The organism is Streptomyces sp. NPDC002577, from assembly GCF_053594815.1.
Map to the genome: position 1 here is coordinate 87,727 of NZ_JBSFWK010000025.1, position 13,791 is coordinate 101,517.

Annotated in this window: 14 protein-coding genes and 1 tRNA gene; 8 read left to right on the forward strand and 7 right to left on the reverse strand. The window is 69.4% G+C overall.

The features are described 5' to 3' along the window. Nucleotides 1-10: 10 nt before the first annotated feature. From pfkB to ACWD4J_RS27155, 3 genes are all read right to left on the reverse strand, one after another. Nucleotides 11-958, reverse strand: coding sequence for a 1-phosphofructokinase (pfkB, locus tag ACWD4J_RS27145; RefSeq protein WP_451398036.1), 948 nt, complete (start codon nt 956-958; stop codon nt 11-13). After that, entirely contained in the window at nt 955-1,716 is a 762-nt protein-coding gene (locus tag ACWD4J_RS27150) for a DeoR/GlpR family DNA-binding transcription regulator (protein ID WP_451398037.1), read from the reverse strand. Before ACWD4J_RS27150 ends, pfkB begins: the two co-directional genes overlap by 4 nt. A 302-nt stretch (nt 1,717-2,018) precedes the next feature. After that, entirely contained in the window at nt 2,019-3,026 is a 1,008-nt protein-coding gene (locus tag ACWD4J_RS27155; RefSeq protein WP_451398038.1) for a sigma-70 family RNA polymerase sigma factor, read from the reverse strand. Between the two features lie 169 nt (nt 3,027-3,195). Between ACWD4J_RS27155 and ACWD4J_RS27160 the strand changes: the two genes are divergently transcribed. After that, nucleotides 3,196-3,714 carry an N-acetyltransferase family protein gene (locus ACWD4J_RS27160; RefSeq protein ID WP_451398039.1) on the forward strand — a complete coding sequence of 173 codons (519 nt, stop codon included), beginning with the start codon at nt 3,196-3,198 and terminating at the stop codon, nt 3,712-3,714. Between the two features lie 40 nt (nt 3,715-3,754). On the opposite strand, the gene ACWD4J_RS27165 is transcribed toward ACWD4J_RS27160, so the two are convergent. Continuing rightward, entirely contained in the window at nt 3,755-4,540 is a 786-nt protein-coding gene (locus tag ACWD4J_RS27165) for a dioxygenase family protein (RefSeq protein WP_451398040.1), read from the reverse strand. Nucleotides 4,541-4,649: 109 nt separating this feature from the next. Between ACWD4J_RS27165 and ACWD4J_RS27170 the strand changes: the two genes are divergently transcribed. Further along, a complete protein-coding gene (locus ACWD4J_RS27170; RefSeq protein WP_451398041.1) occupies nt 4,650-5,153 on the forward strand; it encodes a MarR family winged helix-turn-helix transcriptional regulator in 504 nt (167 codons plus the stop codon). 97 nt (nt 5,154-5,250) lie between these two features. Here ACWD4J_RS27170 and ACWD4J_RS27175 read toward each other — a convergent pair whose 3' ends face one another. After that, nucleotides 5,251-6,807: an MFS transporter gene (locus ACWD4J_RS27175; RefSeq protein ID WP_451398042.1), complete on the reverse strand. Its 1,557-nt coding sequence runs from the start codon at nt 6,805-6,807 to the stop codon at nt 5,251-5,253. 295 nt (nt 6,808-7,102) lie between these two features. Continuing rightward, complete coding sequence (locus ACWD4J_RS27180) at nt 7,103-7,750, reverse strand: TetR/AcrR family transcriptional regulator (RefSeq protein ID WP_451398066.1); 648 nt, start codon at nt 7,748-7,750, stop codon at nt 7,103-7,105. A 352-nt stretch (nt 7,751-8,102) separates the two neighbouring features. Between ACWD4J_RS27180 and ACWD4J_RS27185 the strand changes: the two genes are divergently transcribed. Then, entirely contained in the window at nt 8,103-9,386 is a 1,284-nt protein-coding gene (locus ACWD4J_RS27185; RefSeq protein ID WP_451398043.1) for a M6 family metalloprotease domain-containing protein, read from the forward strand. A gap of 66 nt (nt 9,387-9,452) precedes the next feature. Here the strand turns inward: ACWD4J_RS27185 and ACWD4J_RS27190 are convergent, their stop codons facing one another. After that, nucleotides 9,453-10,214 (reverse strand): ATP-binding cassette domain-containing protein, encoded by a 762-nt coding sequence (locus tag ACWD4J_RS27190; RefSeq protein WP_451398044.1) that lies wholly within the window; start codon nt 10,212-10,214, stop codon nt 9,453-9,455. Nucleotides 10,215-10,511: 297 nt separating this feature from the next. On the opposite strand from ACWD4J_RS27190, the gene ACWD4J_RS27195 reads away from it, so the two are divergent. The 5 genes from ACWD4J_RS27195 to ACWD4J_RS27215 all read left to right on the forward strand — a co-directional run bounded on the left by ACWD4J_RS27195 (nt 10,512) and on the right by ACWD4J_RS27215 (nt 13,776). Beyond that, entirely contained in the window at nt 10,512-11,588 is a 1,077-nt protein-coding gene (locus tag ACWD4J_RS27195; RefSeq protein ID WP_451398045.1) for a substrate-binding domain-containing protein, read from the forward strand. 61 nt (nt 11,589-11,649) lie between these two features. Further along, nucleotides 11,650-12,660: an ABC transporter permease gene (locus tag ACWD4J_RS27200; RefSeq protein WP_451398046.1), complete on the forward strand. Its 1,011-nt coding sequence runs from the start codon at nt 11,650-11,652 to the stop codon at nt 12,658-12,660. A gap of 157 nt (nt 12,661-12,817) precedes the next feature. Beyond that, nucleotides 12,818-12,890 (forward strand) — tRNA-Arg (locus ACWD4J_RS27205). 113 nt (nt 12,891-13,003) lie between these two features. Further along, entirely contained in the window at nt 13,004-13,336 is a 333-nt protein-coding gene (locus ACWD4J_RS27210; RefSeq protein WP_451398047.1) for a hypothetical protein, read from the forward strand. A 104-nt stretch (nt 13,337-13,440) separates the two neighbouring features. Then, nucleotides 13,441-13,776 carry a deoxyxylulose-5-phosphate synthase gene (locus ACWD4J_RS27215; protein WP_266583054.1) on the forward strand — a complete coding sequence of 112 codons (336 nt, stop codon included), beginning with the start codon at nt 13,441-13,443 and terminating at the stop codon, nt 13,774-13,776. The last annotated feature ends 15 nt before the right edge of the window (nt 13,777-13,791 follow it).

Sequence of the window (13,791 nt, forward strand, 5' to 3'; positions counted from 1 at the left end):
CGGCCCGCAGTCATGACACCGCCTCCGTCAGGGCCTGGTCCTCGGGGATGACCGGGGTGACGGTCACCGCGTCCGGTTCCAGGTCGGCGGGGGTCGGCATCACGCTGCCGGGCAGCTGGACCGCGGCGGCACCGTGGGCGACGGCGGAAGCGAGGGCCTCGGGTCCGCGGCCGCCCGCGATCAGGAATCCGGCGAGCGAGGAGTCGCCCGCGCCGACGTTGCTGCGTACGACGTCGACGGGGGCGCTGCCGAAGTATGCGCCGGAGTCGTCGACGAGCAGCTGGCCGTCCGCGCCCAGGCTCGCGAGCACCGCCCGCGCTCCGAGCTCGCGCAGCTCCTCGGCCGCCTTCACCGCGTCACCGACGGTCGCGAGCGGGCGGCCGACGGCCTCGGCGAGTTCCTCCGCGTTCGGCTTCACGACGTCCGGCCGCTCGCGGAGTGCGGCGAGCAGCGCCGGGCCCGAGGTGTCCAGCGCGATCCGGGCGCCGGCCGCGTGCGCACGGGCGACCAGCTCGGCGTACCACGAGGGCGCGAGCCCGCGCGGCAGGCTGCCGCAGCACGCGATCCAGTCGGCGCCCGCGGACTGCCGGCGCACGGTCTCGAGGAGCAGCTCCTGCTCCTCCGGGGAGAGCTCGGGCCCGGGGGCGTTGATCTTCGTGAGCGTGCCGTCGGGTTCGGCGATCGAGATGTTGGAGCGCGTCTGGCCGGCGACCGGCACCGGGGCGACCTCGATCCCCTGATCGTCGAGGAGCTGTGCCACGAACCGGCCCGGTGCCCCGCCGAGCGGCAGCACGGCGACGGTCCGCTGCCCGGCAGCGGCGACGGCCCGCGACACGTTGACGCCCTTGCCGCCCGGGTCCATGCGGTCGCCGGTGGCCCGGACGACCTCGCCGCGGTCGAGCGACGGGACCTCGTAGGTGCGGTCGAGGCTCGGATTCGGGGTGACGGTGAGGATCATGCGCGTACTACTTCCGTGCCACCGCGCTCGATGGCGCTCGCGTCGTCGGGGCTCAGCCCGCTGTCGGTGATCAACAGGTCCACGTCGCCGAGGTCCGCGAAGCGCGCGAAGTGCTCCTCGCCGTGCTTGCCGGAGTCGGCGAGCAGGACGACGCGGCGCGCGGCGGCGACGGCCGCCCGCTTCACGGCGGCCTCGGCGAGGTCGGGAGTGGTCAGCCCGTGCTCCGCGGAGAAGCCGTTGGCGGCGAGGAAGAGGACATCGGCGCGGATCTCGCCGTACGCGCGCAGTGCCCAGGCGTCGACCGCCGCGCGGGTACGGTGCCGGACCCGGCCGCCGATGAGGTGCAGCTGGATGCCGGGGTGGTCGGCCAGCCGGGCCGCGGTGGGCAGGCTGTGCGTCACGACCGTCAGCGTGGACTCCAGCGGCAGCGCCGCGGCGAGCCGCGCCACGGTCGTACCGGCGTCGAGGATCACGCTGCCCTCGCTCGGCAGTTCGGCGAGCGCGGCCCGCGCGATGCGGTCCTTCTCGTCGGCGGCCGTGCTCTCGCGCTCGGCGAGGTCGGGCTCGAAGTCGAGCCGCCCGGCCGGGATGGCTCCACCGTGCACGCGGCGTACGAGACCGGCGCGGTCCAGGGCCTTCAGGTCCCGCCGGATCGTCTCGGCCGTGACCTGGAACTCCTCGGCCAGCGACAGCACGTCCACCCGTCCGCCATCGCGCGCGAGGCGGAGGATCTCCTGCTGACGCTCCGGTGCGTACATGGCCCGTTTATCTCCGTTCAATGCCCGAACCTGTGGTTTCGCTTGAGCGTACGACTGGATTTCCGGAAAGTAAACAGGTTCGGGCACGCAACAGACATAAACGGGCACCCACGCGGGCGAGGAAGCCACCGAGGCAGCGCGGAGACACGACAGAAGGCACGACCGAAGACACGGCGGAAGGCACGGCAGGAGGCACGGCATGGGTGAGCCCCGGCGCCTTGGGGGGTAGGCGCCGGGGCTCAGCTTTCAGGGGGGTTCGGCGGCCTGCCGCGCGCGGGCAGGTCACGCCACCGGACAGGCGGTTACGCGGCTGCGTCGAACCCCGTGTCCCGCGCAAGCTTCTTCAGCTCCAGCAGTGCGTGCTTCTCGATCTGGCGGATGCGCTCGCGCGTGAGTCCGTGCTCCTTGCCGACCTCCGTGAGCGTGCGCTCGCGGCCGTCCTCGATGCCGTACCGCATCTTGATGATCGATGCGGTGCGCTGGTCGAGGCGCCCGATGAGGCCGTCGAGCTCCTCGCTGCGCAGCAGCGTCATCACGGACTGCTCGGGAGTGATCGCCGAGGTGTCCTCGAGCAGGTCGCCGAACTGCGTCTCGCCCTCGTCGTCGACCGACATGTTGAGCGAGACCGGGTCGCGCGCCCAGTCCAGGACGTCCCCGACGCGCTCCGCGTTCGAGCCCAGCTCGGCGGCGATCTCCGCGGGCTCCGGCTCGCGACCGTGCTCACGGGCGAACTCGCGCTGCACACGACGGATCCGGCCCAGCTCCTCCACGAGGTGGACGGGGAGGCGGATCGTGCGTGACTGGTCGGCTATCGAGCGGGTGATCGCCTGACGGATCCACCAGGTCGCATACGTGGAGAACTTGAAGCCCTTGCGGTAGTCGAACTTCTCGACCGCTCGCACCAGGCCCGCGTTGCCCTCCTGGATCAGGTCCAGCAGGGGCAGACCGCTGCGCGGATAGCGGCGGGCGACCGCGACGACCAGACGGAGGTTGGACCGGATGAAGACGTCCTTGGCCCGGTCGCTAGCCTCGACCAGCGCCTCGAGCTCCTCGCGGGTCGCCTTCTTCGCAACCTCGCTCTCCTGCTCCACATCGTCGTCGAGGATCTGCCGGGCATACACACCCGCCTCGATGATCTGGGACAGCTCGACCTCCTTTGCGGCGTCGAGCAGCGGTGTCCGCGCGATCTCGTCGAGATACATGCCGACCAGGTCGCGATCGGCGATCTCGCCGCCTCCGGCGCGAACACTGCTTGCCGCGTCGGTCCCGCCCACGGCGGACTGACGACTGGCGACGGCACGGGTTGCCATGCGTGCTCCCTTGCGATGGTGGATTCGAGCGGGTCCTTGGAGTGGTCGGCACCCCAGCCGGGTGCCCAGCATCCGATGGAATCAACGATTGCAATCCGGACAGAATTCCCAAGCCGCTCATCAATTTTGCTGATCATGCAGTACCCTGTGCCGCCACAAGGGAGGACGGATGCCGTCAGAGCACACAGAGGTGCAGGTCAGAACAGGCACCGAGGGTGATCTCAGGGCCCTCACAGACATCTACAACCACTACGTCCGCGAGACCGCCATCACCTTCGACACGGCCGCCTTCACCCCCGAGGAGCGCCGCGCTTGGCTGCTCTCCCACCCGGAAGACGGCCCTTACCGCCTCATGGTTGCCCAGGAGCAGCACAACGGTCGCATCTTGGGATACGCCACATCAAGCCCTTTCCGGAAAAAACCGGCATATAGCACTTCCGTCGAGGTCAGCATCTACCTGGCACCGGACGCGGGCCGGCGCGGCATCGGCACACTCCTCTACAAGGCACTCTTCGAGGCCCTGGCGGGTGAGGACCTGCACCGCGCCTACGCGGGCATCGCGCAGCCGAACGAGGCCTCGAACCGCATACACGAGCGCTTCGGCTTCCGCCACGTCGGCACGTACCGCGAGGTCGGCCGGAAATTCGGCCGGTACTGGGACGTGGCCTGGTACGAGAAAGAGCTGTAACCCGGAAGGGCTACAGCTCCGAGGAATGCGGCTCGATCCGCTATCCGAACTGCACCGACCTCTTCGCCAGGCCCATCCAGAACCCGTCGATCACGCTCCGCTGCCCGCCCAGCTCGCCGGCCGCGTCCGCCGCGCCCATGGTCACGAAGAGCGGCGCGAAGTGTTCGGTGCGTGGGTGGGCGAGCCGCCCGGCCGGGGACTTGTGCGTGAAGTCCAGGAGTGCGTCCACGTCGCCCGACTCCAGCGCGCGGTGACCCCAGTCGTCGAACTCCACCGACCAGGCGGGGATGTCGCTCTGCCGCAGCGCGGCCAGGTTGTGCGTGAAGAAGCCGCTGCCGACGATCAGCACGCCCTCGTCGCGCAGCGGAGCGAGCTTGCGGCCGATGTCCATCAGCTTCTGCGGGTCGAGGGTCGGCATCGAGATCTGCAGGACGGGGATGTCGGCGTCCGGGTACATCTCGACGAGCGGCACGTATGCGCCGTGGTCGAGCCCACGGTCCGGGATGTCCTGCACCGGGACACCGGGGCCGCGCAGCAACTTCCGTACGGACTCGGCGAGTTCGGGAGCCCCCGGAGCGGCGTACCGCACCTGGTAGTAGTGCTCAGGAAAGCCCCAGAAGTCGTACACAAGGGGTACGACCTCGGTGGCACCGAGCGCGAGCGGGGCCTCCTCCCAGTGGGCGGAGACCATCAGGATCGCCTTGGGGCGCGGCACGTCCGCGGACCAGGCAGCGAGCTGACCGGGCCATATGGGGTCGTCGGCGAGCGGCGGGGCGCCATGGCTGAGATAGAGGGCAGGCATGCGCTCCGGCGCGGTGACGGTCATGGCGGGTACTCCCTGCTGCTCCTGGATTATTTGAATCCTCAAGCTTTCCTTTTTCACACCCTACCTCCGTTTTGTTTAACATTCAAGGAGGGGGCGTACAGTGGGTGCCATGACGACGGCACCCAACCGAGAGGCGCGCTGGCTGAGCAGCGAGGAACAGCGCGTCTGGCAGGCATATCTGCACGCCACGATGCTGCTTGAGGACCATCTCGACCGACAGCTCCAGCGCGACGCGGGCATGCCGCACGTCTACTACGGGCTGCTCGCACGACTCTCCGGGGCCCCGCGGCGCAGGCTGCGGATGACGGAGCTGGCGATGAGCGCCAAGATCACGCGCTCGCGCCTCTCGCACGCGATCGCGCGACTGGAGAAGAACGGCTGGGTGCGCCGTGAGGACTGCCCGTCGGACAAGCGCGGCCAGTTCGCCGTGCTGACCGACGCGGGCCAAAACGTGCTGCAGCAGACGGCACCCGGCCATGTGTCGGCGGTCCGCCAGGCGTTCTTCGGCCGGCTCACGCCCGAACAGCAGGAGTCCCTCGGCGAGATCATGCAGATCCTCGCCGAGGGACTCGAGCCGAATGACGCGTCAGCGGACCTGCCCTGGCTCCGCTGAGCACACGGGTACGGGGGCCTCAGGCCTCACCCGGACGTCCGCCGCGTCAGAACGTACGCCCTATCAGGACGTACGCCCTATCAGGACGTACGCCGTATCAGTGCGCGACGACCGGCACGTGCACCTCGTCCTGCTCGCCCTGCGCGTCCCCGCTGCCGGCCCGTCCAGAGGCCGGAGTCGCGCCAGGACGACCCGTGTTGATGAAGGTCAGGGCGATCGCGGAGGACACGACCAGGATGCCGACGGCGAACCAGATCGCGTTCGTGTAGCCGTGCACCATGCCCTGCAGCTGCACCAGTTGCTGCTGCGGCCTGGAGGCGGCCGTGGCGATGTGGTCCTTGATGTACGCGGTGGTCGCGGACGCGGCGATGGTGTTCAGCAGCGCCGTGCCGATCGCGCCGCCCACCTGCTGCGAGGTGTTGACCATCGCGGAGGCGACACCGGCGTCCCGCGGCTCCACACCGAGGGTCGCCAGCGACATCGCGGGCATGAACGCCGTACCCATGCCGAGACCCAGCAGCAGCTGCGCCGGCAGCAGCAGACCCGCGTACGACGAGCCGATCTCCATCTGCGTCAGCAGCAGCATGCCGATCGCGGCGACCAGGAAGCCCGGGCCCATGAGCAGCCGGGGCGGGACCCTGGTCATCAGCCGGGCGCCGATCTGCGTCGAGCCCGTGATCATGCCCGCGATCATGGGCAGGAACGCAAAGCCGGTCTTGACCGGGGAGTAGCCCTTCACGACCTGCAGGTAGTAGGTGAGGAAGAGGAACAGGCCGAACATCGCGATCACGGCGAGGCCCAGCGACAGGTAGACACCGCCGCGGTTGCGGTCGGTCGGCACGCGCAGGGGCAGCAGCGGCGCCTTGACCCTGGACTCGACCAGGACGAACCCGGCCAGCAGCACGACGGACGCGACGAACAGGCCGATGGTCACGGAGTCCGACCAGCCGTCGGACTCGGCGCGCGTGAAGCCGTACACCAGGGAGACCAGGCCGAGCGTCGACAGGACCACGCCCGGGATGTCGAGCGCCGAACGGTTGCGTGAGCCTGCGGGCTCACGGACGACGAAGTACGCACCGGCGGCCGCGACCACGGCGAACGGGATGTTCACGAAGAACGTCCAGCGCCAGTCCAGGTACTCGGTGAGGAAGCCGCCGAGGATCAGGCCGACGGCGCCGCCGCCACCGGCGATCGCACCGTAGATGCCGAACGCCTTGGCGCGCTCCTTCGCCTCGGTGAACGTCACCGCGAGCAGGGACAGCGCGGCGGGCGCCAGCAGCGCGCCGAACACACCCTGCAGGGCGCGGGCGCCGAGCATCATCGCCTCGCCCTGCGCGGCACCGCCGAGCGCGGAGGCCGCGGCGAAACCGAGCAGACCGGTCACGAAGGTGCGCTTACGGCCCCAGAGGTCGGAGATACGGCCGCCGAACAGCAGCAGGCCGCCGAAGGCGAGGGCGTAGGCCGTGATGACCCACTGCCGGTTGCCGTCGGATATGCCCAGGTCCTGCTGGGCGGAGGGCAGTGCGATGTTCACGATGGTCGCGTCGAGCACGACCATCAGCTGGGCGAGCGCGATGAAGACGAGCGCTTTCCAGCGGTTGGAGTCGGGGGCGGGAGCTGCTGCCGGCGGAGCAGCCTTGGCGGTTTCAGGCATGGAGGTACCCACTTCGGGACGTGGCAGGAGTCGGAAGAGGAAGAACGTGGATGTGACAGGAGTCGGAAAAGGAAGAACGCGAGCAGTCGGAACAGGAACGTTGTGACGCTCGGGGCGGGAAGACGTAGGCGATCTGGGAGGCGCAGGAGGCGTAGGGCGTAGGCGGCGTAGGGCGTAGGCCTCGTCAGCGTTGACGGGCGGAGCGTGCAGAACTCATCGGCCGCGCTGGGAACTTGTCCGAGCTCGTTCGTCGAAACGGTGGCGTCCGGCCCGGCGCGCGCCGGTCAAGCGTGCGTCAGACCGGCTGCCTGAGATCCTCCAAAGTGGCTGCCGCTCCCGGCAGTTCGGAACGGGCGGGAGCCTGCAGACCGTCCAGGAACAGCTGCAGATGGCGGTGGGCGAAGCGGTCGATGCCCTGGCATCCGGTTCCGGGCAGCGGCCTGGTGAGCTGGCTGAGCGCGACCATCAGATCGCCGACGGCGACGTCGGAGCGCAGCTGCCCGGCCGCCCGGGCCCGCTCCATGAGCGACTCGACGAGAGCCTCGATCCGGTCGCGTGCCGCCAGCAGATCCGGGTGGTGCTTGTCGAAGCTGCCGGAGAGCATCGGGCACAGGGCGCCGATCCGCTCGTCCGCGGCGGCGTGCACGAAGCGGCGCAGGGCGGCGAAGGCGTCGTCCTCCTCGGCCAGTGCCTCCTCGGCCAGCTCCGACGTGCGGTCGATGACCGAGCAGACGACCTCGCGTACGAGCGCCTCGCGGTCGGGGAAGTGCCGGTACAGCGTGGCGTTTCCGACGCCGGCGCGACGCGCGATCTCGTCGAACGGCACCTCGGCACCGAACTCGACGAACATCTCGCGCGCGGCGATGACGATCCGCTCCCGGTTGCGCAGGGCGTCGGCCCGCGGGCGGGACGTACGGCGCTGCGCGGCGGTGGCGGTGTCCACGGCGTTCACGTGTGCACTCCTATCCGGGGATTCCGTCCCCGATTCGCTCGGACACTGGACTAAACGGGGAGACCATCCCCGGTTATTTCCCGCCCTCCATGTGAGCCGCGTCACGCTCCCTGCGGATCCCACTCACACCCCTCTGCGGGGGGCGGAAGTCGCTCCTCTCCGCGGGCCGAGTCACCCCCCTCCGCGGACCGAGTCACCCCCTCCGCGGGACCGATTCACCCCCTCCGCGGGCCAGGAACCCACGATCGGCGCACCCAGCAGGCGCCCGCGCACCCCTCGGCAGAGGGTGAGCGAGAGGGAGCAGCCAGAACGACCCGGCTGCCGCGGAGCGGAAGGCCACTGCATGCAGCCGACCAGCCGTCGTCGGATACGCGGCCCGCGCCGCAGCACCGTCCTCGCGTCGCTCACCGTCCTGACCCTGGCGATGACGATGTCGGCCAGCACCGGCGGACTCATGAACGGCTCGTCGACCGTCGCAGGAGGCCTGGCTCGAGCCCGCGACGCGGCGCTCGTACCCTGCATGATCAACGGCGTGATAGGCGTCCAGATGTCGGAGGGCCTGCCCACGGCGGCTGGCTACGCCCGCTCCACGGGCACGGTCCGGGCCCTCAACCTGATGGTCGACTTCCCCGACGTGCCCGGCGAGGGCAGCGCGATGGACCGCCTGGCGGAGTTCTTCCCGCAGACCCGCGACTGGTTCCGCACCAGCTCGTACGGCCGTCTCGACTACCGCCCCGAGGCCCCCATCCGGCACTGGCTGCGCATGCCCAAGAAATTCACGGACTACGACATACAGCGAGGCGCCCCCTTCGACCCCGGCTACCGCCGGCTCGTGGACGACATCGTCGCCGCGGCCGACCCGAAGGTGGACTTCCGCAAGTACGACCTGATCAACATCCTGATAACCCCGAACGCCGGCCCGTCCGCCCTCGACACGGTCCTCTCCGTCACCTTCGCGGGCAACCACGACGCCCCGATGGCGGACGGCGTCCCGATCTCCAACGCGTCCTTCATCTACAGCCGGCAGGACGACGGCTCCGGCAGCTACGCCGAGACCGGTTACCGGGTCCTCCCCCACGAGAACGGCCACACCTTCGGACTGCCCGACCTCTACACCCAGGACGGCGGCAGCGACGTCGGCCACTGGGACATCATGAGCGAGGACTGGGGCGCCGACAACGACATGCTCGCCTGGCACAAGTGGAAGCTCGGCTGGCTCGACAACAGCCAGATATCCTGCGCGTCCACGCGCGGCGTATCGGAACATCTCCTGACCCCCCTCGCCCGGCGCGGCGGCCCGAAGCTCCTCTTCGTACCCCTGACCGCAACGACCGGCTACGCCGTCGAGGTACGCACCAAGGCAGGCAACGACGAGGCCGTCTGCAAGCCGGGCGTCCTCATCTACCGCGTCGACGCGGACGTGGACACGGGCCACGGCCCGATCTCGGTCATGGACTCGACGCCCCACAGCGGCGGCTGCACCCGCAGCCCCAACGTCCAGGCGGAACTCAGCGACGCGACGTACGCAGCGGGCAGCACTTTCACGGACGCCAAGAGACACATCCGGATCACCGTCACGGAAGCGGAACGGGACGGCGACTACCGGGTACGGGTCACGCGGTCGTGACGGACCGGCACTCACACGATCTCCAAGGACCCGCACTCCGTACCGCCGGCGTATCGGACCGGCGGCTCAGGCGCTGCTCGTGGCGCCGGTGATCGAGGAGATGATCTGGTCGTGAGCGGTGGTCGGCACATCGAAGAAGCCGTTGTTGCGGCCGAGCCGCAGCACCGCCGCCCGGTCCGCGACGGCCTTGACGTCCCCCATGTTGTGGCTGATGAGGAGCACCCCGACACCGCGCTCGCGAAGCTTGTCGACGAGGTCGAGGACGTGGCTGGTCTGCTGGACGCCCAGAGCGGCGGTGGGCTCGTCCAGGAGTACGGCCTTGGGCTCGCCGAGGTGCGCGCGGGAGATCGCGACGCTCTGGCGTTGCCCTGCGGACAGGAACGCGACCGGGACACGCACGTCAGGGATGCGGATGCCCAGCTCGTCGAGCTGCCGGCGGGCCTCCCGCCGCATACCGCTGCCGTCGACCAGCCGGCACAGACCGCCAAGCAGGCCGGGGCGCCGCCGCTCCCGTCCGAGGAAGAGGTTCTCGGCGACGTCGAGGTTGTCGCACAGCGCCAGGTTCTGGTGCACGGTCGCGATGCCCAGGCGCTGCGCATCCTGCGGTGACCGGACCTGCACCACCCGGCCCTCCCACTCGATGACGCCCCTGTCCGCCAGGACGACGCCCGCGATGACCTTGACGAGGGTGGACTTCCCGGCGCCGTTGTCGCCCAGCAGCGCGACGACCTCGCCGCTGTGGATCTCCAGCTCCACGTCCATGAGGGCCTGGACAGCGCCGAACCGCTTGGAGATTCCACGCAGCGCCAGCAGGGGCGGGCCGGTCACGGGAACCTCACCTTCTCCGGTCACCGACGGGCTCGACGGGGTGCCGCCATCAGGCCCTTTACCATCCTTCGCCGCAGCGGCCACGGCCGCAATCCTGGGGCGGCCCGCAATCCATGGCGCGTCCGTCTGCCAGCAGCCAGGGCGCGCAAGTCGGCATAGCGGAAGATTCTGGACACATGATGTAGACACAGCGCACGACGAACGCGCGACGAACACACGAGGAATGCCACAGAGCTCGCTACGACGTACGCATGACAGCTCGCATGACGCTGCCGCCGGCTGGAGGAGGTGTCATCCATGGGCCACGACCGGACAGGCCTTGAGCACCGCACGAGCCGCGAGTACCGCACGAGCCGCGAACGTATCCGGCAGCGGCGCCGGTACCCGGTCTCCGCGCTCCTCGCCATCGTGGCACTGCTGCTCGGCGGCGTCGCGTGCGGCGGAGGCCAGGGCGGCACAGGCGGCCACAAGGGCGAGAAGATCACGATCGGCCTCGTGACCAAGACCGAGACCAACCCCTTCTTCGTCACGATGCGCGAGGCCGCCACAGCCGCGGCGGCGAAGCACGACGCAAAGCTCATCGCCCTGTCGGGCAAGTTCGACGGTGACAACGAAGGCCAGGTCGCCGCGATCGAGAGCCTCGTCTCCCGCGGCGCGAAGGGCATCCTCGTCACCCCGTCGAACACGACGGGCATCCTCAACGCCATCGCGGAGGCCCGCCAACAGGGCGTACTGGTGATCGCGCTCGACACCGCGACCGATCCGGAGAACGCGGTGGACGCCACGTTCGCGACCGACAACTTCGAGGCCGGGCGGCTGCAGGGCGCCTACCTCAGGGCGGTGCTCGGCAACCGGGACCCCAAGGTGATCATGCTCGACGGTACGGAGGGCTCCTCGGTCAGCCGCGAGCGCCACGACGGCTTCCTCAAGGGCTTCAAGCTCACCGACGACTCACCGGCAATCGTCGGGCGCGCGGACACCTACGCCGACTCGAACACGGCGCAGGCCGCGCTCGAGAACCTGCTGGAGCGGGCAAGCGACGTGAACACCATCTACACCATCAACGAACCGGTGGCCGCAGGCGCCTACGCGGCGGTCGCCGAGCGCGGACTCACCCAGCAGGCGTCCATCGGTTCCATCGACGGCGCATGCACAGGCGTACGCGACGTCAAGGCCGGCAAGTACGCGGCCACGGTCATGCAGTTCCCGGTCAGGATGGCCGACGACGGCGTCGCCGCGGTCGCCGAGTACGCGAAGAACGGCAAGAAGCCGTCCGGCTTCACGGACACGGGCACGGTGCTCATCACCGACAAGCCGGTGGCCGGACTGACGTCCCGGAACACGGCCTGGGGACTCGAACGATGCTGGGGATGACATCCCGGCGTGCGGGGATGACATCCCGGCGTGCCGCGGTCCGAAGGGACCATCGCACCCCATGAAATCGCCTGCCACCGCGCCCGCCCCCGAGAGCGAACCGGCCATCTCGCGCTGGGAACTGCTCCGGTACTCCCTGCGCACGCCGACCGCCGGCCCGCTCGCCGCTCTGATCATCGCCGTGGTGGTCTTCTCCCTCACGACGGAGACGTTCCTGACACCCGCCAACGTGTCCCTCGTCCTGCAGCAGTCCATCGTGATCGGCACCCTGGCCCTGGGCCAGTCCTTGATCATCCTCACCGCGGGCATCGACCTCGCCAACGGCGCCATCGCGGTCCTCGGCACCGTCGTGATGGCCAGGCTCGTCTTCGAAGGCGGCGATCCCGCGGCAGCAGTGCTGCTGGGCCTCGTCGCGACGACGGCCATAGGACTGGTGAGCGGGCTGCTGGTGACCCGCCTCGGCCTGCCCCCGTTCATCGTGACCCTCGGGATCCTCACCGTCGTCTACGCGATCAGCAGGCTGTACTCGCAGTCCCGCAGCTACCCGGTGACAAACGACCTGCTCCGCTTCTGGGGAAACGGTGTCCGCTCCGGCGGAGCACTCATCACCTGGGGAACGTTGCTGCTGGTGGCCCTGTATGCGTTCTTCTGGTATCTGCTCGCCAAGACGGCATGGGGCAGACACGTCTACGCCGTCGGCAGCGCACCCCAGTCGGCCCGCCTCACGGGCATCAACGTCGAGCGCACGGTCCTTTCCGTCTACGTCACCGCCGGGCTGCTCTACGGCTTCGCGGCCTGGCAGGCCCTCGGCCGCATCCCCAACGCCGACCCGAACGCCTACCAGACGGCGAACCTCGAGAGCATCACCGCCGTCGTCATCGGCGGAACAAGCCTCTTCGGTGGCCGCGGAGGCGTCGTCGGAACCCTCATCGGAACCCTCATCGTCACCGTGCTCCGCTCCGGCCTCACCCAGGCCGGCATCGACAGCCTCTACCAGGACGTGGCAACCGGCACCCTCGTGATCGTGGCCGTAGCCATCGACAAGATCCTCCAACGAACCCCGGCACGATGACCGCGTCCCCGCACCGCGCCCGGGCAGCGAAACCTCCCCACCCACCGGCGCCACCATCCGGTACGCTGTGGACCGAGCGTGGCTTCGCCGCGAGCCCCGGCACGAACTGATCGTCAGGTTCCCCCCGGGACTCACGCGCAAGCCCGACCTCGCCTTCGCCTTCGTAGCTCAGGGGATAGAGCACCGCTCTCCTAAAGCGGGTGTCGCAGGTTCGAATCCTGCCGGGGGCACAGAGAAACACCTGGTCAGAGGCCCTTTCGTCCGACGGACGGGAGGGCCTTCGTACTCGCAGCACACATATGGCACACATGCAGCTGTGGGCAGAGGTGGGGAGCTGTGTGAGATGCCCGCGAAGGACGAGTTGGCCCGGCGCCGGCACGACAAGCTGGTCGACCGCTTGGAGAGCCTGATGCGGGCTTCACTGAAGCCTCGCTACCGGGGCTACCACGGGCAGCTGATCCTGAGCGGCGGCGATCTTGAGGAGATGGGCGAACTCAAGGACGTCCGTCGTGCTGCACGCGAGGCGGGCCGTCGTCTCGGCTGGCAACCGAAGACCCACATCGTCGACGCAAGACTCTTCGTGTACGACGACCGTGAGGTCCCCAGAGAGATCAGCGAGCTGGCCGCGAGGGATGCTGCTGCCGCCGTCGACGCAGCACTCCGAAGGGGCGAGTAGAAGCAAGTACGGTCGGCCATCGCCGCCCCACCTTTACTGAAGGGCCTGCGCAGGCTGCCGGAAATCTGTCGAGCCCGACCCTGTGGTGGCTCTACCCTTCCCGCATGGCCCATGCCAAGACCTCGTACGTTTGCCTGCCCTGCCGGGCCTCGTACAAGCAGCCCTACCCCGGCTACCACGACCACGACCGGGTCTGTCCACGCTGCGCCGAACCACTGATCCACGTCGGCTCCGCCTTCGCGGCACCCAAGAGGCGGGACACCGCCGCCTGGCGCACTCTCTCAGTGCTGCTGCACGCCGGTGTGCGCTTCCACAAGAGCTGCTGCGGCGGCCCCGGCTACCGCCCGCGCACCCTCAGCGAGGTGCGCGAGCGGATGGCCTACGCCCAGGCCACCGGAGAACCATTCGCTCGGGCGTTGGTCCGCCGCGACCTGCCCTAGCAGCCCGACAGCAGG